Origin of the sequence: Kribbella sp. NPDC050459 (genome assembly GCF_040655315.1) — a bacterium.
Taxonomy (GTDB): Bacteria; Actinomycetota; Actinomycetes; order Propionibacteriales; family Kribbellaceae; genus Kribbella.
Window position 1 is genome coordinate 39,643 of record NZ_JBFAJQ010000017.1, and the last position, 22,474, is coordinate 62,116.

Genomic DNA, 22,474 nt, shown 5'->3' on the forward strand with positions numbered 1-22,474 from the left:
CAAGCCGCCCCAGTCAAGTCGGAGACCCGAGCAGAGGCGAGAGAAAGGCAGCGCAAAGCAATAGGCTACATGATCCAGGCAAGCCTGTCCAATGGGGTCCAACAGTTTGCCGTCGGACCACCCTCTCCGTCAAGGACCGACCCGGAGTCTCCAGCGGGTAGATCACCCACGAGACACCCGGCGCCCCTCTGGTGCGGAGTTAGGAAGAGATTACAGTCCGGCGATCTCCTGGACCAGCCATCGGTCGCCGTTTCGGACCATCGTGAACCGGGTCCGGTTCAGGTCCACCCGGGGACTACCCTTCGTGATCGTGCTGGTGGTCGTCTGGTTGACGAAGATGATCAGCGTGACCCGGTCGGCGTCGCCGTCGCGGACCCCGACCTCGCGGACCTCGGCCTTCACCGTCGCCTTGGTCTTGGTGGCCAGTTCGCCGGCGACCTTCGCGGTCTCGTCGAACTTGGCGGCGAAATCCGGGGTCATCGTCGCCCGCGCCGCGGCGAAGCTCTTGTCCAGGTCGCGGTAGTCGTAGCTGAGCGCCGTCTCGGCCGCCTTCCGCCCGGCCGCCGCGGCCTGGCTGCGGGCGTCCTCGGCCTGCTTGCCGTGCCACGCCTTCACCCCGAGCACCGCAGCGACGGTCAGCGTCAGCACCACAACCACCGCCAGGGCGGCCGTCAACGTGGTCCCCAGACCCCGCTTCTGCTCACTCTCCGTAGAGATTTCGGCAGCTGGAGACTTCTCGGGAAGGTCCTCCAGGGGCTCCTCTGTGGCCGGGGTCACATCCCCTTGAGCGTCCGCAGCCGTGTCCTCGGCGGTCTCCGCAGGCGTCTGCTCGACCTCGGGCTCCGGGTCGGCCCGGACCCAGTAGCCGCCGCCGCGTGCGGGCATCCGCTTCCAGTTGCCCGGTCCCGGCGGTTCGGGGAGCTGCGGGGTCTCCGGCGTCTCCGGGACCTCGGACGCCGGGCGGGGGCGGCGGGAACCGGCGACGCGGGGGCGGTAGCGAGGCATCAGCCCACCACCTGGAGGTCGGCGGTCAGCCAGCGGTTCTGCTCGCGGACCATGTCCAGCTTGATCCGGTAGCGGCGCTGGACGCCTTCGGCCGAGGCCGTGTTCGTCACCACCGCGTTCACGATCACCAGCACCTGGGCGGAGTCCTTGTCGTTCGAGACCACGGCTGCTTCCTTGACGTCCCCCTTGGAGGTCGCCTTGTTCGTCACGACCTCGGTCTTCACCGCGGCGATCCCGGCCTCGAACTCCTGTTTGAACTGCCCGGTCGACTCGTCGGTCACACGCTTGAAGTCCGCCTCCGACGTCGTGTAGTCGTACGTCGTGAAGTCCAGCGCCAACTGCCGCGCCGCCTTCATCGCGCCGTCGCGCTGCGAGTCGTCGGCCCGCTGCTTGCTCAGCGCGACCACCGACAGCGTGAGGCCCGCGAGCGCCACGATGAGCAGGACGCTGAGCGCCCAGGCCAGCACGAGCCGGCCGTTGCGTGCGATCACTTGCTGGTCACCGGTCCGAGGATGAGTGCCTTCCAGGAGTCGCTGCCGAGCAGCTCCTGCTGTCCACCGGTGGAGCCCAGGGTCAGCTGCGGCATCCCATCGGTTCCGCCCGCGGCGCCGGTCGCCGGGTCGTAGCCGATCCCGTACCCGCCGCGGTTCAGGTCCTCCCGCGACGACGGGGTCGGCTTGTTCTGTGAGCCGCGGACGTTGATCCCGCTGCCCGGGTTCGCCGTACAGCCGGCCTTGGTGTTCGCGGGGGTGTTCTTGAGGTCCTGCGGGACCCGCTTGTCGGTGCCGCCGTACCCGGGCCGGCAGGCCGGCGGCTGGAGTCCCACGACCAGGCCGAAGTGCGCGTCGTAATGGCCGGTGCCCGGGTCCTTGGCCGGTACGACGTAGCCGCCCATCGACACCGCCGGGTACACCACCAGCAGCTGCTCGACGGCGTCCAGCCGGACCGCGGTCAGTTCGTTCACCGTCAGGAGGTTACCGAGCAGCACCGCGATCGACGCACTGTTCTCCTGGATCAGCCCCGTGACCTGCGTGGATGCCAGTGACCCCTGGTCGATGACCTTGCGCAGGTTGGCGTCCGAGCTGACCAGGGTGTCGGACAGCAGCGCCAGGTTCTTCGCCCAGGTCTTGATCGCGTCGCCGCTGGCCACCTGGGTGGCGAGCACGGTGTCGCCGTCGTTGATCAGCTTGATCGTCTGCAGCACGTTGGCGTCCGCGTCGTCGATCAGCTTGCCGGAGCTGTCGATGATCTTCTGCAGGTCGGTGCCCTTGCCCTTGAGCGCGGTCCCGAGCTCGCGGACCGTGGTCCGCAGGCTGTTCTTGTCGACCGAGTTCACCAGCTGGTCGAGGTTCAGCAGCAGCTCGGTGGTGTCGATCGGGATCGCGGTGTCCGCGCGGTCGATCCGCGAGTTGTCCTGCAGGTACGGCGCCCCGTCGCGGCGCGGCTGCAGGTCGACGTACTGCTCGCCGATCGCGGACCGGTTCGCGACCACGGCGAGCAGGTCGTTCGGGATCTTGACCTTCTTGTCGATGTCCAGATTCACCTGGACGCCGTCGCTGAGCAGCTTCAGCTGACCGACCCGGCCGACCGGCTGGCCGCGGTACGTCACCTCGGCGCCGGTGAAGATGCCGCCGGACTCGGCGAAGCTGGCGCTCACCGTGTAGTCGTCGTCGACGATCAGCTGGTCGATCTGGGCGTACCGGGCGCCGACGAACGCGACGCCGACGACAGTGATCAGCAGGAACACCATCAGCTGGATCCGGACCGCTCTGGTGATCATCCGACCACCCCCGGCATCAGGGCCTTCGCCAGGTCGGGATCGAGCCCGGACCGGTTCAGCGTCGGCGAGCAGACCGGCAGCCCGAGCACCGTGATGCAGGTCGTCGTGGTCCCCGTCGGGACCGGCAGCGACGGCAGCACGCTGCCCGGCGCCTGACTCGTCGGCAGGTGCACCGGGAGGCTGATCCGGCCGGTCGGGATCGCGGTCGGGCCGGCGGTCGGCAACTGGATGCCCAGCAGGTTGTCGAGTGCCTTCTTGGTGTTCACGTCGAGCGTGATCCCGAGGTTGGTGTAGTCACCCTTCGCGGCCTTGGCGGCGTTGTCGGGGAACGGATAGGTGAACAGCAGCTCCAGCGACTTCGGCAGGTTCTCCCCCGCCTCGGCCAGCTTGGTGAGGATCGGGTAGAGCGACTTCAGGTTGGCCACCAGGTCCTTCTGGGCCGAGGTGATCACCCGGGTCGCGGTGTTGCCCAGCGTGGCCAGCGCCTGCAGCGTCTTGACCAGCGCGGCCCGCTGCTTGTCCAGCGTCGCGATCGAGGCCGGCAGCGAGTCGATCGCGGTCGCGAGCGTCGCCTTCTGCGCGTTCAGCTTCTTGGCCAGGGCGTCCACGGACTTGATCGCGGTGACGATGCGCGCCTTGTTCTGGTCCAGAGTGCCGACGAACGTGTTCAGCTGCGTCAGCACGCTGCGGATCGCCGGCTCGTTGCCGGTGAGCGCCTTGTTCAGCTCCTGGGTGATGATCTGCAGCTGGGCCACGCCGCCGCCGTTCAGCAGCAGCGAGAGCGCGGACAGCACTTCCTCGACCTCGACGTTGCTGGTCGTCCTGGACAGCGGGATCAGCTCGCCGTTGTCGAGCTTGCCGCGCGCCTTCTCGGTCCCGGTCGGCCGCGACAGCGACACGAACTTCTCGCCCAGCAGGCTGGTCTGGCGGATCGTCGCGTGCGTGTTGTCCGGCAGGTCGAGGCTCTTCGGCAGCCGGATCCGCACCTTCGCGACGTACCCCTCCAGCCAGACCTTCTCGACCGTGCCGACGGTGACGTCGTCGACCTTCACCGTCGACTTCGGCACCAGGTCGAGGACGTCGGTGAACTCGACGGTGACCGTGTACGACGGCCCCTTGATCTTCGCGCCGCCGGGCAGCGGCAACGAGTACACGCTGAAGTCACAGCCGCTCAGCAGCATCGCGAGCGCGGCGACTCCGGCAAAGATCGACGTACGGCGCTTCATCGGACCAGCCCCCCGAGCGTCGGGTCGACCGGGTCAGGACTGTTCAGCGGGGCCTGCGGCTTCGGCGCCCACGGCGTACCGGCAGGGCCGCCGCTGGTCGGCCCGGTGCCGGTCAGCTGCTTGAGCAGCGGCAGCTTCGCAAGCGCGTCGAGGACCGGCTTCAGCGTTGTGCACGTCGACAAGGGCTGGTTCGCCTGCAGCAGCAGCGAGCACACGAACGTCGCCGGGTCGTCGAGCTGCCCGGGGTTGATCCGCTGGTCCAGCGTGCCGAACTGCGGGTTGTAGATCCGGGCCAGGTTGCCGAGGCCGAGCGGCGCGGTGTCGAGCACCTCAGCCAGCGCGGCCTTCTCGTTGACCAGGATCTGCGACAGCTTGGTGGCGCCGGAGACCGTGTTCTTCACCAGTGTCCGGTTCTCCTTGACGAACGTCGCAACCTCACCGAGCGCGGTCGCCAGCAGGGACAGCGACGCGCCCAGGTCCTTGCGTTCACCGGCCAGAGTGGTCGAGACCGCGGCGAAGTTCGTGTTGAACTGCCGGACCAACTGGTCGTTCGCGGCCAGAGCGGACACGAAGGTCTGCAGCTGCCGGATCGTGTTGAACAGCGCCGACGAGTTGCCGGACAGCGTGCTGGTCAGCTTGGAGACGTCGGTGATGGTCTGGTTCAGCTTGGCGCCCTGGCCGTTCAGGTTCTTCGCCGAGACGTCCAGCAGCCGGGCCAGCGCGCCCTGGTCGTTCGCGCCCTTCGGCCCGAGCGCCACCGACAGGTCGTTGAGGCTCTGGTAGATCTGGTCGAGCTCCAGCGGTACGGCGGTGCGCTCGATCGGGATCTGCGCGCCGTCGGCCATCACGGCGCCCTTGGAGTACGCCGGGGTGAGCTGCACGTACCGGTCCGCGACGATCGACGGCGACGCGATCACCGCCTTCGCGGTGGCCGGCACCTTGTGCTTGGCCTCCCACCAGAACTTCACCCGGACCGTCCGGCCGGCCGGGGTGACGCTCTCCACCTCGCCGACCTTGATGCCGAGGATCCGGACGTCCGAGCCCGGGTACACCGAGACCGCACGCGGGAAGTACGCCGTCGCCGTCACCCGCTCGGGTTTCGGCCACAGCGTCACGACGCTGACCGCGAGGATCACCACGACCACGCCGACCGCGATCAACCGGGACAGTGCGTTGACCTTCATCAGCCGCCACCTCCCAGGATCGTCGGCAGTCCGGGAATCGGCACCTTGGGCAGCGGGATCTCCGGGACCGGCACCAGGTTCTGCAGGTAGGTGTCGAACCAGGGCCCGGTGCCGAGGGTGTTGGTGAAGACGCGGACGAACGGCGCCAGGCCCTTGATGCTCGCGTCCAGCGAGTTCTGGTTCTGCAGGAGGACGGCGAGCACCGCGTTGACCTTCTGCAGCGTCGGCCCGAGGTCCTTGCGGTTCTCCCGGACCAGCGCGGTGATCTGCGCGGACAGCTTCTGCGTCGACACCAGCAGCTGGTGGATCAGCGCCCGCCGGGCCTGCACGGCCTGGAAGACGGTGTTGCCGTCCTTCATCAGCTTGATCAGCTGCTGGTTGCGGTCGGCGAGGACCTTGGTGACCACATTCGAGTGCTGGAGCAGCAGTTTGAGCTGCTCGTCGCGCTTGGCCACGTTGCGGGACAGGCGGGACAGGCCGGTCAGCGAGGCCTGCACCTCTTCCGGCGTGTTCTTGAAGGTCGCCGACAGCGTGTCCAGGGCCTTGGCCAGCTGCGCGGTGTTGATCCGCTCGGTGGTGTTGGCCAGGTCGGTGAAGGCGTCCACGACGTCGTACGCCGAGATGGTCCGGGCCAGCGGGATCTCCGAGCCCGGCTTCAGCTCGCCGGAACCGGCCGGGTCGAGCTTCAGGTACTTCTGGCCGAGCAGCGTCTTGATCTTCATCTCGGCGCCGGTCTCGTCGCCGAGCTTCACGCCCTTGTCGACCACGAAGTCGACCCGGACGTGGGTGCCCTCGAGCTCGACCTTGCGGACCTTGCCGACCCGGACGCCGGCGACCCGGATCTCGTCGTTCGGCTTCAGCCCGCCGGCCTCGGAGAACTGCGCGGAGTACTTCGTCCCGCCGCCGATCAGCGGCAGGTCCTGCGCCTTGAACGCGGCCAGCATGATCAGGCCGATCACGGTCAGCCCGATCACGCCGATCGTCACCTGGTTCTGCTCGCGGAACGGTTTCACTTCGCGCACCTCGCCGAGTTGAGCTGGTACGAGACGGGGATCCGGGTTCCGGTGGGCAGCGTGACGTTGCCGTCGAAGTTGCACAGGTAGAAGTTGAACCAGGAGCCGTACGACGCGGTACGGGTCATCGTGTTGAGCTTCTCCGGCATGAATTGCAGGGTCTTCACCCAGATCGACTGGGTGTCGTCCAGCGTGGTGGCGACCGCGCGGAGCTTGTCCAGGTCGGCCTTGATCGGCACCCGGGTCTGCTGCAGCAGGCCGGCGGTCTTGGTGTTCAGCGAGTTGATCGAGGTCAGCGAGCCGAGGATCGGGGTGATGTCCTGGCTGAGGCCGGTGATGAACTGCTGCAGGTTGACCAGCAGCTGAGAGAAGTTCGCCTGCCGCTGGGAGACGATCTGCAGCGTGCCGGTCAGGTTCGTGATCAGGTCGCCGATCACCTGGTCGGCGTCGGCCAGCGTGGTGGTCAGCGACGCGGTCTTGGCCAGCAGCGACTCGATCGTGCCGCCCTCGCCCTGCAGCACCTTGATCACCTCGAACGCGAACTGGTTCACGTCCGCCGGGGTGAGCGCGGTGAACAGCGGCTTGAACCCGTTGAAGAGCACCGACAGGTCGAGCGCCGGCGTCGTCCGCTCCTTCGGGATGATGCCGTTCTTCTTCAGCCGGTCGCCGCCGCCGACGCCGTCGGTGAGCGCGACGTAGCGGTTGCCGACCAGGTTCCGGTACCGCAGCGTCGCGTGCGTGGAGGTGTCGATCACCTGGTCGGAGTCGACGCTGAACGTCACCATCGCGAGCTTGTCCTGGTACAGCTGGATCTTGTCGACCTGGCCGACCTTCACGCCGGCGATCCGGATGTCGTCGCCCTGGTTCAGCCCGACCGCGTCGGTGAAGACCGCCCGGTACTTCGTGGTCGGGTTGAAGCTGATGTTTCCGATCGTCACCGCCAGCAGCGCGGTCGCGATCGTGGTCACCACCACGAAGATCCCGAGCCGCACGGTGTCGAACGTGGTCTTCTTGTCGAAGAAGGTCACCTTAGGTTCACCTGCCCTCCGCGGAGCAGCGGGCCGACCATGAGCGTGGTCAGATCCGGGACCTCGTTCGCAGGCACGCCCATCTCCGGGCCGACGATCGAGTTGACGACGTCCTGCTCGGCCAGTGTGCCGACGCCCTGGGTGTCCATCGCGAAGCCCGGCATCGCCCGGTTCAGCTTCAGGTCGAGCGGGAAGCGCTGGTTCTTGTTGTGGTCGCCGATCACGCCGTCGTCACCGGTGATGTACGGCGCCGGGTTCTCCTGCGTGTAGGGGCCCGGCTTCGCCCCCGGGTGGCTGTAGTTCTTGCCGACACAGGTCGGGCCGCGGTGGTCGGCGTACACGGGCTTCTCGTTCGGCTCGTACGGCGTGGGCTGATTGGTGATCAGCTCGAGGTTGATGTTCAGCCGGCCGTCCCGGAACGTGTCGTTCAGGATCGGGGCGGTGTCGGTCATCACCTGCAGGAAGCACGGCACCTCGGGTGAGTACCGCTCGAGCAGGTCCAGCACCGGGCGGCTGACCTGGCCGAGCCGGATCACCCGGTCCTCGTTCTCCTTCAGGAACGTGTTCCCGGTGGTGGACAGGTTCTGCACGTCGACGAAGAACTGCTGCAGCTGCTTCTGCTTCTCGACCACCGTGTTGCCGGTGATGGTCAGGTTCCGCAGCGCGCGGACCAGGTCCGGCGTCGCGTCGCCGTACAGGTCCGCGACCTGGGTCAGCTTGGCGAGGGCGTCCATCAGCTTCGGGACGTGCGGGTTCAGCTTCTTCAGGTACCCGTCGAGCTGGGTGAGGGTGCCGGCGATCTCGGCGCCGCGGCCCTCGAGCGCGGTCGCGAGCGTGTTCAGCGTGGCGTTCAGGTCGGCCGGGTCGACCGCCTGGAGCAGCGGCAGGGCGTCGTTCAGCACCTTCTCGATCTCGATGCCGACCGCGGTCTTGTCCCGGCTGATCACGTCGCCGGCCTTGATATGGCGGCCTCCGGTCGCTTCGGTGCCGGTCGGCGGCACCAGCGCGACGTACTTCTCGCCGAACAGCGTCTTCGGCAGGATCCGCGCGCTGACCGCGGCGGAGATCTCGTCCACCTGGTCCGGCTTGAGCGCCAGGTCGACGGTCGCCTCGTCGCCGTCCGTCGAGACGCCGCGCACCTCGCCGACGATGATGCCGCGCAGCTTCACGTCGGCGTGCTCGTTCAACTGCAGGCCGATGTGGCTGGTCTTCAGCTCGACGTTCACGGTCTTGGTGAAGACCTTGGCGTAGAACGCGTAGGTCAGCCACAGCAGGAACACCAGGACGCCGATGAACGCGACGCCCAGCACCTTGTGCGAGATCAGTCTGGTCATGTCAGCCCGCCAGCCTGACGGTGGTCGTCGTACCCCAGATGGCCATCGACAGCAGCAGGTCGACGACGTTGATCACGACGATCGACGTCCGGACGGCCCGGCCGACGGCCACGCCCACACCCGCCGGACCGCCGGTCGCGTGGTAGCCGTGGTAGCAGTGCACCAGGATCACCAGCACCGCGAACACCAGCACCTTGCCGAACGACCAGAGCACGTCTCCGGGTGGCAGGAACAGGTGGAAGTAATGGTCGTACGTGCCCGTACTCTGCCCGTAGAACGTCGTCACGGTGAGTCTGGTCGCGAAGTACGACGCCAGCAGACCCACGACGTACAAGGGGATCACGGCGATCAGTCCGGCGATGATCCGGGTGGTGACCAGGAACGGCAGCGACGGGATCGCCATCACCTCAAGGGCGTCGATCTCCTCGCTGATCCGCATCGCGCCGAGCTGGGCGGTGAAACCGCAGCCGACGGTCGCGGCGAGCGCGATCCCGGCGATCAGCGGCCCGATCTCGCGGGTGTTGATGTACGCCGACACGAAACCGGCGAACGCCGACGTGCCGATCTGGTTCAGCGCCGAGTAGCCCTGCAGACCGACCTCGGTGCCGGTGAAGAACGCCAGGAACGTGATCACTCCGACCGTGCCGCCGATCACCGCGAGTGCGCCGCTGCCGAGCGTGACCTCGGCGAGCAGCCTGAAGATCTCCTTGCGATACCGCGTGACGGACTTGCCGGACCAGGCCAGCGCCTTGATGTAGAAGGCGAGCTGCTCACCGAGGTGGTCGAGCGAGCTCAGCGGCTTCCTGACCAGCACGTCCATCAGGGCCGACATGTCAGGCCCCCTTCGGCGGGACGAGCTGGAAGTAGATCGCGGTCATCGAGAAGTTCGCGACGAACAGCAGCATGAACGTGATCACGACGGACTGGTTCACGGCATCGCCGACGCCCTTCGGGCCGCCGCCCGCGTTGCAGCCCTTGTACGACGCAACGACCGCGGCGATGAAGCCGAAGACCAGCGCCTTGACCTGCCCCTGCCACAGGTCGGGCAGGTGGGCGAGCGCGGTGAAGCTCGCGATGTAACTGCCGGGCGTGCCGTCCTGGAGGACGACGTTGAAGACGTAGCCGCCCATCACGCCGACCACGCTGACGAACCCGTTCAGGAAGAACGCGACCAGCATCGTCGCCAGCACCCGCGGCACCACCAGCCGCTGGATCGGGTCGATGCCGAGCACCATCATCGCGTCCAGCTCCTCGCGGATCTTCCGCGAGCCGAGGTCCGCGCAGATCGCCGAACCGCCGGCGCCCGCGATCAGCAGCGCGGTCGCGATCGGCGACGCCTCCCGGACGACGGCCAGCACGGCGGCCGAACCGGTGAACGCCTGCGCGCCGAACTGCTTGATCAGGCCGCCGACCTGTAGCGCGATCACCGCGCCGAACGGGATCGCGACCAGCGCGGTCGGGATGATCGTCACGCTCGCGACGAACCAGGCCTGCTGCAGGAACTCCTTCAGCTGGAACGGCCGCCGGAACGTGGCCCGGCCGGTGTCGAGAGCGAAAGCGAAGAGCGAACCAGCGTGCTTCAGCGGGGCGGTCGCGGAAACAGTCACCGCGCCCCCACGGCCTTCGCCTCGAACGATCCGGGTGGCGGGACGATGCCGTTCTCACGGCACCATTCGCCCGGCGGGCGCTGGGTCGGGCGGAGCATGCCGCTGCTGGGCAGCTGCTGGATCGGGATCGGCGGCAGCGGGGGCAGCTCCTGGCCGATCTCCCGGGCCAGCTCGTCGGCGTCCTTCTCCTCGGACATGCCGATCGGGCCGATCATCTGCGCGTTCAGGAACTGCCGGATCACCGGCTCCTCGCTGGACAGCAGCATCTCCCGCGGGCCGAACATCGCCAGGTGCCGGTGGTACAGCATGCCGATGTTGTCCGGCACCGTCCGCGCGGTGTTGATGTCGTGGGTGACGATCAGGAAGGTCGCGCCGAAGGCTTCGTTCAGGTCGATCATGACCTGGTTGAGGAACGACGTCCGGACCGGGTCGAGGCCGGAGTCGGGTTCGTCGACGAGCAGGATCTCGGGGTCCAGGACGAGCGCCCGGGCCAGGCCGGCTCTTTTGCGCATACCGCCGGAGATCTCGCCGGGCAGCTTCCGCTCGGCGCCGACCAGGCCGACCATCTCCATCTTCTCCATCACGATGGAGCGGATGTCGGATTCGGACTTCTTGGTGTGCTCGCGGAGCGGGAACGCGACGTTGTCGTAGAGGTTCATCGAGCCGAACATCGCGCCGTCCTGGAACAGCACGCCGAACAGCCGGCGGACGTCGTACAGCTCGCGCTCGCTGCAGGTGGCGATGTCGGTGCCCTCGATCCAGACATGCCCGCGGTCGGGCTTGATCAGACCGATCAGCGTCTTCAGGAACACGGACTTGCCGGTACCGGACGGGCCGAGCATCACGCAGATCTCACCGGCCGGCAGAGTCAGGGACACGTCGCCCCAGATCAGCTGGCTACCGAAGGACTTGGTGAGACCTTCTACGCGGACTTCGACGCCCACCGGTCCTCCTCACGGGAATGTTCTGGGTGCCCCGAACCGACGAGTACGCGGGTTCCAACGAGGGAGCAGTGGCCTAGGTTACGCACGAGTACGGTTTTGCGTAACCCCTGGAAGTCAAGCGATTGCGATACTAACCATCACGTAACGGCAGAAGGGCGGCCCCCTTGCGGGGACCGCCCTTCTCTACACATTCGTTACGCTCCTTGACGGAACGTAACTGAGGTCACTTCAGGGTGACGGTGGCGCCGGCGCCCTCGAGGGCCTCCTTGGCCTTCTCCGCGGCAGCCTTGTCGACCTTCTCCAGGACGGCCTTCGGGGCCGACTCGACGAGGTCCTTGGCCTCCTTCAGGCCGAGGCTCGTGAGACCGCGCACCTCCTTGATGACCTGGATCTTCTTGTCGCCGGCGCTCTCCAGAACGACGTCGAACTCGTCCTGCTCCGCGGCCTCTTCGGCGGGGGCGCCCCCACCAGCGGCCGGAGCGGCGGCAACGGCGACCGGGGCGGCGGCGGTGACGCCGAACTCCTCCTCGAACGCCTTAACGAACTCCGACAGCTCCAGCAGGGTCAGTTCCTTGAACTGGCCGAGGAGCTCTTCGGTGCTGAGCTTCGCCATGATGGCGGTCCTTCCTAACGATGGTGCTTGGTGATCACTGATGGGGTGTTGCGGTGAGATGCCTCAGCTGTCCGCTGCGGCGGTCTCCTCGGTGCTCGCCTCGGCAGGTGCCTCGGCCGTGTCCTGGACGGTGTCCTGCACCGTGTCCTGGACGTCCGCCGGAGCGGCGTCGGCCGGCAACTTCTCCTGCAGCGCCGCGAACAGGCGCGCGGCCTGCGACAGCGGAGCAGCGAACAGCGACACCGCTTGCTGCGGGGCCGCCTTCATCGCACCTGCGAGCTTCGCGAGGAGAACCTCACGCGACTCCAGGTCAGCGAGCTTGCTGATCTCGTCAGAGCCGAGTGCCTTACCGTCCAGCACTCCACCCTTGATGACGAGCAGGGGGTTCGCCTTGGCGAAGTCACGCAGTCCCTTGGCCGCAACCACCGGGTCGCCCTTGATAAAGGCGATCGCCGAGGGGCCCTCGAGGAGCGAGTCGAACGAGTCGACACCCGCGTCCTTGGCCGCGATCTTGGTCAGCGTGTTCTTCACCACGGCGTAGTTCACGTCGTCACCGAGCGCAGTCCGAAGTTGCTTCAGCTGCGCGACGGTGAGACCGCGGTACTCGGTCAGCACGGCGCCGTTGGAGCTACGGAACTCGTCCGTCAGCTCCGCGACAGCGGCTGCCTTGTCCGGCCTCGCCATGGGGGTCTCCTTCTATCGGCTTCCACGCCTCGGACCCCTGAACAAAGAAAATCGCCCCTGCGCAGGCGCAAGGGCGTGAAACGTACAGTGTCACTTCCAAGTCACCTGCGCGGGCCGCCCACCTGAGTGGGACCTTCAGCTACCTAGGGCAGCAACCAGCGGTCTTCGGCAGTAGACAGTGTGCCTGGTGGACAGGTGTTTAGCCAAATCGGTGGTTCACGTGGGCTGTTCCGTCCTCGGATGCGGCGGGATCCAGCGGTGCATCGCCGTGGCCGCGGCCCAGCCGGTACCCGCCATGATCACGATCGCCGGCCCGAGTCCCAGCAACGCGGTCGCCCCTGCCAGCAGCAGAGGTCCGGCGCCGTTGCCGGTATCGGCGAACAGCCTGAACGCGCCGAGGAACTGGGCCCGCCCCACCGGCGGTGAGGCGTCCGCGCCGAGCGTCATGATCACGCCGGCGCCCAGGCCGTTGCCGATCCCCATCAGCAGCGCGACCGCGGTCAGCGTGGCCGTGGTGTGCGTCAGCGGGAGCAGCAGGTGCGCCAGCCCCAGCACGATCATCGACGGTACGGCGACCCACTTCCGGCCGAGCCGGTCCATCACGGATCCAGCCGGATAGAACAGCAACATGTCGACGGCTCCGGACAGCCCGAAGATCACACTGGTCGTCTGCGGATCCAGTCCGATGTGCTGCGCCCACAGCGGGATCACAACCTGGCGCGACGCCCGGACGGCCCCGACGAGCAACGCTCCGACGCCAAGTGTCCGCAGTACGGGGATGTGGTCGCGGATGACACCCCAGGTGGACTGTGCGGCCAGCGGGCCTTTTCCGCGCCTGTTGGCAACGTCCGGCAGGCTCACCAGAACCGCACAGGCCAGTACGGCGGCCACCAGGTGCACCCAGTACGCACCGTCGGTACCGAGGAACTTCATCGCGCCTGCTCCGAGGAACGGCCCGATGAACGAGCCGATGCGCTGTACGCCGCCCAGCGTGGACAGGGCCCGCGCCCTGAGCTCGATCGGCACTGCCTCACTCAGATAGGCCTGCCGTGCAAGGCCCCAGACCGCGCCGGCCAGACCGGTGCAGCCGATCGCCACTGCGAGTCCCCAGACCGTCGGGACCACCAGACAGGCCACGAGGGCCAGCGCAACGAGGACGGTGGCGGCCAGCATCGCGCTGCGCTCGCCGATGCGGTTGGTGAGTGCCCCGGCCGGGATGTCACCGATCACCTGCCCCAGTCCGGCAGCAGCGACAACCAGGCCGGCCACAGCAACTGATGCGCCCAAGTGGGTGGCAGACAGCGCTACTACGGGTGCGATGGCGCCCTGCCCGATTCCGTAGAGCAGAGCGGGCAGATAGACAGCGGGGGCGATCTTCCAAAGGCTGCGCATCACCGGCCGCCGGCCAGCGCCGTACTGCGGTCCCGGGCGGCCGGGGTCGCTCCCAGCAGCTCCGACACCGACCAGGCTGCCTCGGCGACCCGCATCCCGTACTCCTCCATCCGCTCGACCGGCATCCGCAGCTCGGGGCCGGAGACACTCAGACACCCGGCGACCGAGCCGGAGTAGCCGAACACCGGTGCCGCCACACTGCAGATCCCCGGCGTCCGCTCGATCCGCGACATCGCATAACCGCGCCGACGGATCTCCGTGAACTGCTCCGCGAGGACCTCCGGGTCGGTGATGGTTGCCGGTTGCACCTGCTCCAGCGGGCCCTGCAGCACCTCCTGCTGCTGCTCGAGCGGCAGGAATGCCAGCAGCGCCTTGCCCGGCGCACCGAGCGGCAGTGCCACCGGGAGACCGAACTCCGTGTAAGTGCGGCGCAACTGGTGGTGGCTCTCGACCTGATCGAGCACGACGCGCTGCCCTGACGAGAGCAGTTCGTGCACGGCCGCGGTCTCCCCTGTGTCATCGCGGAGTGCACGTAGCACCGGCAGAGCAGCGTCGCGCAGGCCAGCCGGGACCCCGCCGCTGTGCGCCAACTGCACGACCAGCGGACCGATCGCGTAGCGGCGGTGCGCGGTCTGCCGGACGAGCCCGTTCTCCTGCATGGCCAGCAGCAGCCGGTGCACGGTGCTGGTGGACAGGCCGGTGGCCCGGGCCAGGTCGCTGATCCCGAGGTCCGGCGTCCGCGCGTCGAAGCACCGGAGGATCGCGACAGCGCGGTCGATCGACTGCACCGAACCGCGCGTTTCCTGCATTGTGAAACCATATCCCGCGATACGGGAAGCTTGTCGATGTAGTGTCCAGCGGGTGAGCATCACCGCCTCTTGGGGCCGGATCGACCACTGGCTCGCCCGGCACGCTCCCGCGACGTACGACGTCCTCGCACCCCCGGCCACCGGCGCAGAACTCAAAGGCGACGCGGTCGAACTGCCGCCTGAGCTGGTCGAATCGCTGAGCTGCCACAACGGCGTGATGTCGTGGGCGAATCTGCTGCCGGAGGCGCTCCCGTCGAGCGCGTCCGAGATCGCCGTGAACTGGCAGCTGCGGATGGACCTGGCCGCGGAGTACGACGGGTTCACCGTCCACCCGCCGGCCTCGGAGCCGTACTGGCATCCGGCCTGGATCCCGTGGGCCGACAGCGACGGGGACCTGCAGGTCATCGACCTGCGCCCGGGCCCAGCACGGGGGCGCCTGGGCATGGCGCTTCACGACGGATCAGGAGACTTCAGGGCCGGCTGGCCGAGCCTCGCGTCCTACCTCGCGGAGGTGGTGCACTCCTTGCACCACGGCACCGGCGTCAACGGCTGGTACCCGTACCTCACCATCCACCAGGAGCTCTGGTGGGATCGGGGCCCGGACCAGCAGTCCGTCAACGGCGAGCCGCTGGTCCGGGCACCGGTGCAGAACTAGCTCAACTAGCTCAGGACAGCCAGCGCGTCGATCTCGACGAGCATGTCCGGCAGCGGCAGGCCGGTGAACACGGTGGTGCGCGACGGCAGGACGCCGCTCGGCGTGCGGGCCGACACGAACTCGTCGTACGCCTCGTTCATCGCGGCGAAGTTGTCGCGCTCGGTGAGGTAGACGCGCAGCATCACCACGTCGTCGATGCTCCCGCCGCCGGCCTTCAGGATCGCCTCGATGTTCTGCAGTACCCGGGTGGTCTGACCCTTCACGTCACCGGCGAACACGAAGTCGCCGCTGGCCGGGTCGACCGAGCCCTGGCCGGACACCTGCAGGATGTTGCCCTTGCGGACGCCCTGCGAGAACACCGGCATCGGCGGCGGCGCGTCGGTGGTGGAGACTGCGGTCTTGTCGGACATCAGGTCTGACACCTCTCAGTTAGTTGTAGTCGGCACTGATCGCTCTGGCGGTCGCGAGCAGGTCTGGCAGCAGCTCGAGTACCTGCTCATAGTTCAGCAGTACGTCGGGCACCGACAACGACACGGCCCCGACAACGCGGCCCGTAGTGTCGGTCAGCGGTGCACCGATGCAGTTGATGAACGACTCGTGCTCCGCCTTGTCCTGCGCCCAGCCGCGCTCCGTGGTCACCTGCAGCTCGTCCCGCAACCGGTCCGGGTCCGTGATGGTGTTCGGCGTGAACGCCTTGTAGTCCAGCGACTGGAGGACCGCCTCCCGCTGCCGCTTGGGTTGCGCGGCCAGCAGGACCTTTCCGACCGCGGTGCAGTGCAGAGCCGCCGGTACTCCGACCTGCGAGTACATGCGCACGGAGCGCACACTGTCGAGCTTGTCGATGTAGATGACCTCACCGTTCTCCCAGGCGGCCAGGTGAACCGTCTGCCCGGTCTTCTGGTTCAGCTCCCGCAGATGCGGTGCCGCAACCTGCCGTACGACGTGTTGCTCGCGCGCGACGTCGGCGAGCGCGAACAGCCGCGAGCCCAGGCTGTACCTGTGCTGGGCGTCCCGCCGTACGAACCGCTCGGCCTCCATGGTGCGCAGCAGCCGGAGCACCGTCGTCTTGTGAACGCCTAGCTCCACCGCGAGCTGGTCCAGCGACCGCTCACCCTCGCCAAGACTGGTGAGGATCTGCAGCGCCCTGCCAAGGCTCTGACTCATACCTTGGTCGCCGCCCACTCCTCGTCCGACGCCTTGAGCAGCCGCTCCCGCTCAGCCGCGGCCGGCGGGGGCGCGTGGTCCTCCGGCGCTGTCAGAACGGCAGCAGCGTTCAGATGCCCCAGCCGGAGCCGCTCCACCATCGACAACCCCTGCAATGTCCCCGCCAAGAACCCGGCCGCAAACGCGTCACCTGCCCCGACCGTCTCGACCACCTCTACGGACAGTGCCGAGACCTCAGTACGCGCCCCTCCCTCGAACGCGATCGCGGAATGCGCATCATTCTTCACCACCAGGACAGGCGTCTGCAGCTGCTCGTACAACACATCCGGATCCCCCGTGCCTGCAAAGACCTCAGCCTCATCAGCACCGATCAGCACGATGTCGGCCGCCTTCAGCAACCGCCACAACGGCGCGGGGTCCCGGTCACGCCAAAGCGCCGGCCGCCAGTTCAAGTCGACGCTGAGCAGGTACTCACGCGGCTCGGTCGCCAGCCGCTCCAGCATGTCCGCACTGGACGTGGAGATCGCGGCGGTGATCCCGGTGGTGTGCACGAGCTTGGCCTGCTGCAGTCGCTCGCGGACCTCGGGCCGATCCAGGAAGCCGGGCTCCATGGCCGCAGCCGCCGAGCCGGTCCGGTAGTAGTGCATCCGGGAGCGGCCGTCCTCGGACTCCTTGACGTAGAGCGCCGTCGGCCGGACCGGATCCAGTTCCACTCCGCCGACGTCGACACCACGCGCCTGCAGATCCCGCAGTACATGCTGTCCGAACCCGTCGTCGCCGAGCCGCGAGATCCAGCCGGTCGGTACGCCGAGCCCGGCGAGCCCACCGGCCACGTTGCACTCCGCCCCGCCGACCGACCGCCGGAACACCTCCACGTCGGCGAGCGGCCCGGGTCCGCCGGCCAGCATGATCATCGCCTCGCCCAAGCAGATCGCGGTCGTCTCAGGGACCGGTTCGGGCATCGGCACTCCTTGGCGGCAGGGTGATGGGATAGGTGTGCGTTGACGCGGCTTCGGCCGCGATGCTACAACCGACGAGTCAGAATACGCAATGAGCGTTGCGTATTCTGCAATCCCGAACCTCAGGGGGTCTGATGCCTGCTTACGATGCCGACACCGTCGCCGCTCTCGCCGATCAGCAGGTGAGCTGGCAGGACAAGGCCCTGCCGCCCGCCTTCTGGGGCCGGACCGTCGCGGAGGTGCTGGCCGGCAGGCCGCGGCTCTCGCAGCTCCCCACTCCGCTGATGACGCTGTCCGCGCCCGGCCTGCGGCACAACGTCGACACGCTCGCCACGTGGTGCGTCCGCCACGGCGTCGAGCTCGCGCCACACGGCAAGACCACGATGGCGCCGGCGCTCTGGGCGATGCAGCTGGACGCCGGCGCCTGGGCGATCACGCTGGCCAACGGCTTCCAGCTCGGCGTCGCCCGCGCGTACGGCGTACAGCGGGTCCTGGTCGCGAACGCGGTGATCTCGCCGCTGCAGCTGCGCTGGATCGCCGACGAGCTCGCGGCCGACCCGTCGTTCGAGGTGATGGTGTGGGCCGACTCGGTCCACACGGTCGAGCTGATGGAGGCGGCGCGCTCGGCGTACGTCGGCCCGGACGTGCGGAAGCTCGACGTGATGGTCGAGGTCGGCGGGATCGGCGGCCGGACCGGCGCCCGGGATCCCGAGACCGCGCTGGCCGTCGGCCAGGCGATCGCCGACGCGTCGACGTTGCGGCTGGTCGGCGTGGCCGGGTACGAGGGCGCGATCGGTCACGGCGTCGACGAGGAGAACCTCGAGGAGGTCCGTGCGTACCTGCGCGAGCTCGCCGGCGTTCACCACCGGCTGCGGCCGTTGTACGACGACGACATCGTGCCGGTGGTCAGCGCGGGCGGCAGCCAGTACTTCGAGCAGGTCGCGAAGGTCCTCGCCGCGGAGGCCGGCGAGGGCGCCCGCGTGGTCCTGCGGTCCGGCGCGTACATCACCCACGACGACGGGCTGTACCGGCGCGTGTCGCCGCTCGGCGAACACCCGCGGACGGACGGCGAGCAGCTGGTGCCGGCGATGCACGGGTGGATGCGGATCACGTCGCAGCCCGAGCCGGGGCTGGCGATCTTCGACGGCGGGCGCCGCGACTTCCCGTTCGACCAGGACTATCCCGAGCCGCAGCTGATCCGGCCGCGGTCGGACGGCGCGCCGATCCTGCCGGCCAGCGGCATGAAGGTGACGAACCTGAACGACCAGCACGGCTACCTGACCTTCGACGAATCCGTCCCGGTGGTGATCGGCGACGAACTGCGGGTCGGGCTGTCCCATCCCTGCACGGCCTTCGACAAGTGGGGCCTGATCCCGGTCGTCGACGACCCGGATGCCGCGGATCCGGCCGTCGTGGACCTGGTACGGACCTTCTTCTGACATGAGTGTGCTGATCACGGGGGCGCTGGTCGTCGACGGCTCGGGCTCCCCCGGGTTCCACGCCGACGTCGCGGTCGACGCCGGACGGATCGTCGCCATCGGCAACGATCTGCCGGCCGCGCACCGGACGATCGCCGCGGACGGGCTGGTGCTGTCGCCCGGCTTCATCGACATGCACTCGCACTCGGACCTGCAGATCCTGGTCAACCCCGACCACACCGCCAAGGTCAGTCAGGGCGTGACGCTGGAGGTGCTGGGTCAGGACGGCCTGTCCTTCGCGCCGATCGACGACCCGACGCGCGCCGTCGTCCGCCGCCAGATCGCCGGCTGGAACGGGGAGCCGGACGACTTCGACTTCTCCTGGTCGACGGTCGCCGGGTACCTCGACCGGCTCGACCAGGGCATCGCGTGCAACGCGGCGTACCTGGTCCCGCAGGGCACGCTGCGCATGATGGTCGTTGGGACCTCCAACCGTCCGGCGACCGGTGCCGAGCTCGCGCGGATGCAGCAGCTGCTCGCCGACGGACTGCGCGAGGGCGCGGTCGGGATGAGCAGCGGTCTGACGTACACACCGGGCATGTTCGCCAGCACGGACGAGCTGGTCGCGCTGTGCGAGGTCCTCGCGTCGTACGGCGGCTACTACGCGCCACATCAGCGCTCGTACGGGAAGGGCGCGCTGGAGGCGTACGGCGAGATGGTCGAGGTGGCGCGCCGCTCCGGGTGTGCGCTGCACCTGACCCACGCGGTGATGAACTTCGGCCCGAACGCCGGGCGCGGCGACGAGCTGGTCGCGATGATCGACAAGGCGCTGGCCTCCGGTGTCGACGTCACCACCGACACCTATCCGTACCTGCCGGGGGCGACCACGCTGGCGGCAATCCTGCCGAGCTGGACGGCCGAGGGCGGGCCGGACGCGCTGCTCGCGCGGCTCCGCGATCCGTCCGCGCGTGAACGCATCACGTACGAGCTGGAGCAGGTCGGGTCCGACGGCTGCCACGGCTGCGTCGTCGAATGGGACACGATCGAGATCGGAGGCGTCCGCAACCCCGCGCTGTCCGGCGCGGTCGGCCGGACCGTCGCCGCTCTCGCGCAGCGCACCGGGAAGCCGGCCGCGGACGTCTTCTTCGAGATCCTGCTGGCCGACGATCTCGCCACCTCGATCCTGCAGCACGTCGGCCACGAGGAGAACGTGCGCGCGATCATGCGGCACCCGTCGCACACGGGCGGCTCGGACGGGATCCTGGTCGGCGGGAAACCACATCCGCGGTCGTGGGGCACGTTCCCGCGGTACCTCGCCCATTACGTCCGCGAGCTCGGCGTCCTGGACCTCGCCGACTGCGTCCACCACCTCACCGGCCGCGCCGCCCGCCGGCTCCGGCTCCCGGATCGCGGGCTGGTGCGGGAGGGGTACACCGCCGACCTGGTCCTGTTCGACCCGGCCGCCGTGCGGGACGCCGCCACGTTCCCCGAGCCGCGCCGGCAGGCCGAAGGCATCCCGTACGTGTTCGTCAACGGCGTCCCCGTCATCGACGACTCGCACCGGACCGCCGCCGTTCCCGGCCGCGCGATCCGCCGTAGTCCCACCCCTGCGCCGTCTGAGAGGAACCTGTTGTGAACACCCTGGAGCTGCTCCGCGCCGATCGGGTCCTGACCGTCGTCCGGGCGCCGGAGATCTCCGACGCCCGGGACCTGTGCGCCGCGCTGGTCGCCGGTGGCATTCACGTCGTCGAGCTCACCTACACCACGCCGGACCTCCCCCGGCACCTGGAACGCGCTGCCTCCACGGCCGCCGACACCGGCGCGGTCGTCGGCGCCGGTACGGTGCAGACCGCCGACCAGGCCACGCAGGCGATCAACGCCGGCGCGCAGTTCCTCGTGACACCCGGCCAAGGTCCCGAGGCCGCGGCGATCGCCGATGCCGCGCACGCCGCCGGCATCTCCGTTGTGCTCGGCGCCTTCACGCCGTCCGAGGTGATGACCGCGCTGGCGCTGGGCTCGGCGGCGGTGAAGATCTTCCCGGCGCACGCCCTGGGCCCGAAGTACTTCAAGGACCTCAACGGCCCGTTCCCCGGCGTCCCGCTGATCCCGTCCGGCGGCGTCAACGCCACCAACGCCCACGACTTCCTGGCGGCCGGTGCCCTCGCCGTCAGCGCGGGCACCGACGTCGTCTCCCCCGCCGATGTGGCCGCCGCCAACTGGGAATCCATTACCGGCAAGGCCAAGACTTTCTGTGCAGCCCTCTGACCTGTTGCACGGTCTGATTGCACGGCCTTATTGCACGGTGATGCTGCCGTAGCGGGTGCGTAGGTAGAGCTGGTGGGTGGCTGACTGGTCGTTGGGGACGCTGAGGTCCGTGGAGCCCTGCGCAGCGACCGCGTTGATCCCGTACGACACCGTCCGGGGGACCTGCACCGTGATGGATCCATCGCTCGCGGTCGCTCGGACCCGATTCGGTGGGTTGTCGAAGAACAGCGTGATCGACCCGCCCCGGACGTTGACCGAGACGTCCGGGCTGCGCACCCGCGCCAGATTCACCGAGCCCCCGGTCGCGTCCAGCGTCAGCGGTGACGCCACTCCGGCCACGTCCAGCGACACCTGCTCGACCTTGGCCTCCACGGCGGTCTCGGCCGGCACCTCGACCGTCAGGTCCACGTTGCAGTGGACATCGGGGCACCGAGCCCCGATGGTCAGCGCGCCGGCCATCGGCGAGATCCTGATGTCCGGCTTGGCCGCCGCGTACGACCCGCTGACGGTGACGTGGACCTTCCCGTCCACACTCGCGAGCACCTCCGTCGGCACATCGGACGCGATCCGCACGCCCTGCGCCGGCGCCGCGAACTCGGACGCGGAGTTGTAGCCCAGCCTCCCCCGGATCATCCCGACCGTCACACCCACGCCGGCCACCAGCAGCGCCAGGAGCGGCACCAGTCCGAGGAGCAGCATCGTCCGCTGGGCCTTCGTCAGCCGCATCAGGTCTCCAGGTACTTCAGCACGGCGAGCACCCGGCGGTGCTCGCCGTCGGTCGGCGCCAGCCGAAGCTTCTGGAAGATGCTGCTGATGTGCTTCTCGATCGCCCCCTCGCCGACGACCAGAGCCTGCGCGATCCCGGCGTTCGACCTGCCTTCCGCCATCGCGCGGAGAACGTCCTGTTCCCGCGGGCTCAGCACCGCGAGCGGATCCTCCTTGCGCGATCGCACCAGCAGCTGGGAGATCACCTCCGGATCCAGCGCCGCGCCGCCGCCCGCGACCCGGCGCAGCCCTTCGATGAACTGGTCGACGTCGGCGACCCGGTCCTTGAGCAGATACCCGACGCCGCCCGGGTTCCCGCCGATCAGCTCGCTCGCGTACCGCTCCTCGACGTACTGCGACAGCACGAGCACACCGACGTCCGGAAACTGCCCGCGGATCACCAGCGCGGCCCGCAGCCCCTCGTCGGTAAACGTCGGCGGCATCCGGACATCGACCACGCACACCTGCGGCCGATGCGCCTCGACCGCCTTCAGGAGCGCGTCGCCGTCGCCGACCGCCGCCACGACGACGCAGTCCTCCTCCTCGAGCAGCCGCACGATGCCTTCCCGCAACAGCACCGAGTCCTCGGCGATCACCACGCGCATCCGGTCAGTCTCCTCAACGACGTC

General features: G+C 68.5%; 24 protein-coding genes. 4 read left to right on the plus strand and 20 right to left on the minus strand.

Annotated elements, in window-relative coordinates; genetic code table 11:
- Positions 1–210 precede the first annotated feature (210 nt).
- The 15 genes from AB0I12_RS37390 to AB0I12_RS37460 all read right to left on the minus strand — a co-directional run bounded on the left by AB0I12_RS37390 (position 211) and on the right by AB0I12_RS37460 (position 14,619).
- Positions 211–1,005, minus strand: a complete 795-nt coding sequence (locus AB0I12_RS37390) for a hypothetical protein (RefSeq protein WP_359939444.1) — start codon at positions 1,003–1,005, stop codon at positions 211–213.
- Positions 1,005–1,496, minus strand: coding sequence for a hypothetical protein (locus AB0I12_RS37395; protein ID WP_359939447.1), 492 nt, complete (start codon positions 1,494–1,496; stop codon positions 1,005–1,007). The genes AB0I12_RS37390 and AB0I12_RS37395 overlap by 1 nt, the downstream gene beginning before the upstream one ends.
- Complete coding sequence (locus AB0I12_RS37400) at positions 1,493–2,785, minus strand: MlaD family protein (RefSeq protein ID WP_359939450.1); 1,293 nt, start codon at positions 2,783–2,785, stop codon at positions 1,493–1,495. Before AB0I12_RS37400 ends, AB0I12_RS37395 begins: the two co-directional genes overlap by 4 nt.
- Positions 2,782–4,011 carry an MCE family protein gene (locus AB0I12_RS37405; RefSeq protein WP_359939453.1) on the minus strand — a complete coding sequence of 410 codons (1,230 nt, stop codon included), beginning with the start codon at positions 4,009–4,011 and terminating at the stop codon, positions 2,782–2,784. Before AB0I12_RS37405 ends, AB0I12_RS37400 begins: the two co-directional genes overlap by 4 nt.
- Positions 4,008–5,195 (minus strand): MCE family protein, encoded by a 1,188-nt coding sequence (locus AB0I12_RS37410; RefSeq protein WP_359939456.1) that lies wholly within the window; start codon positions 5,193–5,195, stop codon positions 4,008–4,010. The genes AB0I12_RS37405 and AB0I12_RS37410 overlap by 4 nt, the downstream gene beginning before the upstream one ends.
- Complete coding sequence (locus AB0I12_RS37415; RefSeq protein WP_359939459.1) at positions 5,195–6,208, minus strand: MCE family protein; 1,014 nt, start codon at positions 6,206–6,208, stop codon at positions 5,195–5,197. Before AB0I12_RS37415 ends, AB0I12_RS37410 begins: the two co-directional genes overlap by 1 nt.
- Positions 6,205–7,236 carry an MCE family protein gene (locus AB0I12_RS37420; protein ID WP_359939461.1) on the minus strand — a complete coding sequence of 344 codons (1,032 nt, stop codon included), beginning with the start codon at positions 7,234–7,236 and terminating at the stop codon, positions 6,205–6,207. Before AB0I12_RS37420 ends, AB0I12_RS37415 begins: the two co-directional genes overlap by 4 nt.
- Positions 7,233–8,570, minus strand: a complete 1,338-nt coding sequence (locus AB0I12_RS37425; RefSeq protein WP_359939464.1) for an MCE family protein — start codon at positions 8,568–8,570, stop codon at positions 7,233–7,235. Before AB0I12_RS37425 ends, AB0I12_RS37420 begins: the two co-directional genes overlap by 4 nt.
- 1 nt (position 8,571) lies before the next feature.
- The gene (locus AB0I12_RS37430; RefSeq protein WP_359939467.1) at positions 8,572–9,402 is read right to left on the minus strand and encodes an ABC transporter permease; all 831 of its coding nucleotides are present in this window, start codon (positions 9,400–9,402) and stop codon (positions 8,572–8,574) included.
- A 1-nt stretch (position 9,403) separates the two neighbouring features.
- Complete coding sequence (locus tag AB0I12_RS37435) at positions 9,404–10,177, minus strand: ABC transporter permease (protein WP_359939470.1); 774 nt, start codon at positions 10,175–10,177, stop codon at positions 9,404–9,406.
- The gene (locus AB0I12_RS37440; RefSeq protein ID WP_359939473.1) at positions 10,174–11,121 is read right to left on the minus strand and encodes an ABC transporter ATP-binding protein; all 948 of its coding nucleotides are present in this window, start codon (positions 11,119–11,121) and stop codon (positions 10,174–10,176) included. Before AB0I12_RS37440 ends, AB0I12_RS37435 begins: the two co-directional genes overlap by 4 nt.
- 223 nt (positions 11,122–11,344) lie before the next feature.
- Complete coding sequence (gene rplL, locus AB0I12_RS37445; protein WP_134107138.1) at positions 11,345–11,734, minus strand: 50S ribosomal protein L7/L12; 390 nt, start codon at positions 11,732–11,734, stop codon at positions 11,345–11,347.
- A gap of 63 nt (positions 11,735–11,797) precedes the next feature.
- Positions 11,798–12,418 (minus strand): 50S ribosomal protein L10, encoded by a 621-nt coding sequence (rplJ, locus tag AB0I12_RS37450; protein ID WP_359939476.1) that lies wholly within the window; start codon positions 12,416–12,418, stop codon positions 11,798–11,800.
- A gap of 216 nt (positions 12,419–12,634) precedes the next feature.
- Entirely contained in the window at positions 12,635–13,810 is a 1,176-nt protein-coding gene (locus AB0I12_RS37455; RefSeq protein ID WP_359939479.1) for an MFS transporter, read from the minus strand.
- On the minus strand, positions 13,810–14,619 hold the full coding sequence (locus AB0I12_RS37460) for an IclR family transcriptional regulator (RefSeq protein ID WP_359939481.1): 810 nt from the start codon (positions 14,617–14,619) through the stop codon (positions 13,810–13,812). Before AB0I12_RS37460 ends, AB0I12_RS37455 begins: the two co-directional genes overlap by 1 nt.
- A 52-nt stretch (positions 14,620–14,671) precedes the next feature.
- On the opposite strand from AB0I12_RS37460, the gene AB0I12_RS37465 reads away from it, so the two are divergent.
- Positions 14,672–15,274, plus strand: coding sequence for an SMI1/KNR4 family protein (locus AB0I12_RS37465; protein WP_359939483.1), 603 nt, complete (start codon positions 14,672–14,674; stop codon positions 15,272–15,274).
- A gap of 5 nt (positions 15,275–15,279) precedes the next feature.
- On the opposite strand, the gene AB0I12_RS37470 is transcribed toward AB0I12_RS37465, so the two are convergent.
- Genes AB0I12_RS37470 through AB0I12_RS37480 form a run of 3 tightly spaced genes read right to left on the minus strand, consistent with a single transcriptional unit; the run spans position 15,280 to position 17,400 of the window.
- Positions 15,280–15,684, minus strand: coding sequence for a RidA family protein (locus tag AB0I12_RS37470; RefSeq protein ID WP_355699428.1), 405 nt, complete (start codon positions 15,682–15,684; stop codon positions 15,280–15,282).
- A gap of 19 nt (positions 15,685–15,703) precedes the next feature.
- Positions 15,704–16,438, minus strand: coding sequence for an IclR family transcriptional regulator (locus AB0I12_RS37475; protein ID WP_359939486.1), 735 nt, complete (start codon positions 16,436–16,438; stop codon positions 15,704–15,706).
- Positions 16,435–17,400, minus strand: coding sequence for a sugar kinase (locus tag AB0I12_RS37480; RefSeq protein WP_359939488.1), 966 nt, complete (start codon positions 17,398–17,400; stop codon positions 16,435–16,437). The genes AB0I12_RS37475 and AB0I12_RS37480 overlap by 4 nt, the downstream gene beginning before the upstream one ends.
- 131 nt (positions 17,401–17,531) lie before the next feature.
- Here AB0I12_RS37480 and AB0I12_RS37485 point away from each other — a divergent pair, with 131 nt between their 5' ends.
- The 3 genes from AB0I12_RS37485 to AB0I12_RS37495 are packed head-to-tail and all read left to right on the plus strand — an operon-like array spanning position 17,532 to position 21,080.
- The gene (locus AB0I12_RS37485) at positions 17,532–18,836 is read left to right on the plus strand and encodes an amino acid deaminase (protein ID WP_359939491.1); all 1,305 of its coding nucleotides are present in this window, start codon (positions 17,532–17,534) and stop codon (positions 18,834–18,836) included.
- Between the two features lies 1 nt (position 18,837).
- Positions 18,838–20,451 (plus strand): D-aminoacylase, encoded by a 1,614-nt coding sequence (locus tag AB0I12_RS37490; protein WP_359939494.1) that lies wholly within the window; start codon positions 18,838–18,840, stop codon positions 20,449–20,451.
- On the plus strand, positions 20,448–21,080 hold the full coding sequence (locus AB0I12_RS37495; protein WP_359939497.1) for a bifunctional 4-hydroxy-2-oxoglutarate aldolase/2-dehydro-3-deoxy-phosphogluconate aldolase: 633 nt from the start codon (positions 20,448–20,450) through the stop codon (positions 21,078–21,080). The genes AB0I12_RS37490 and AB0I12_RS37495 overlap by 4 nt, the downstream gene beginning before the upstream one ends.
- A 27-nt stretch (positions 21,081–21,107) precedes the next feature.
- Here the strand turns inward: AB0I12_RS37495 and AB0I12_RS37500 are convergent, their stop codons facing one another.
- Positions 21,108–21,806, minus strand: a complete 699-nt coding sequence (locus tag AB0I12_RS37500) for a DUF4097 family beta strand repeat-containing protein (protein WP_359939500.1) — start codon at positions 21,804–21,806, stop codon at positions 21,108–21,110.
- Positions 21,806–22,450 carry a response regulator transcription factor gene (locus AB0I12_RS37505; RefSeq protein ID WP_359939503.1) on the minus strand — a complete coding sequence of 215 codons (645 nt, stop codon included), beginning with the start codon at positions 22,448–22,450 and terminating at the stop codon, positions 21,806–21,808. Before AB0I12_RS37505 ends, AB0I12_RS37500 begins: the two co-directional genes overlap by 1 nt.
- Between the last annotated feature and the right edge of the window lie 24 nt (positions 22,451–22,474).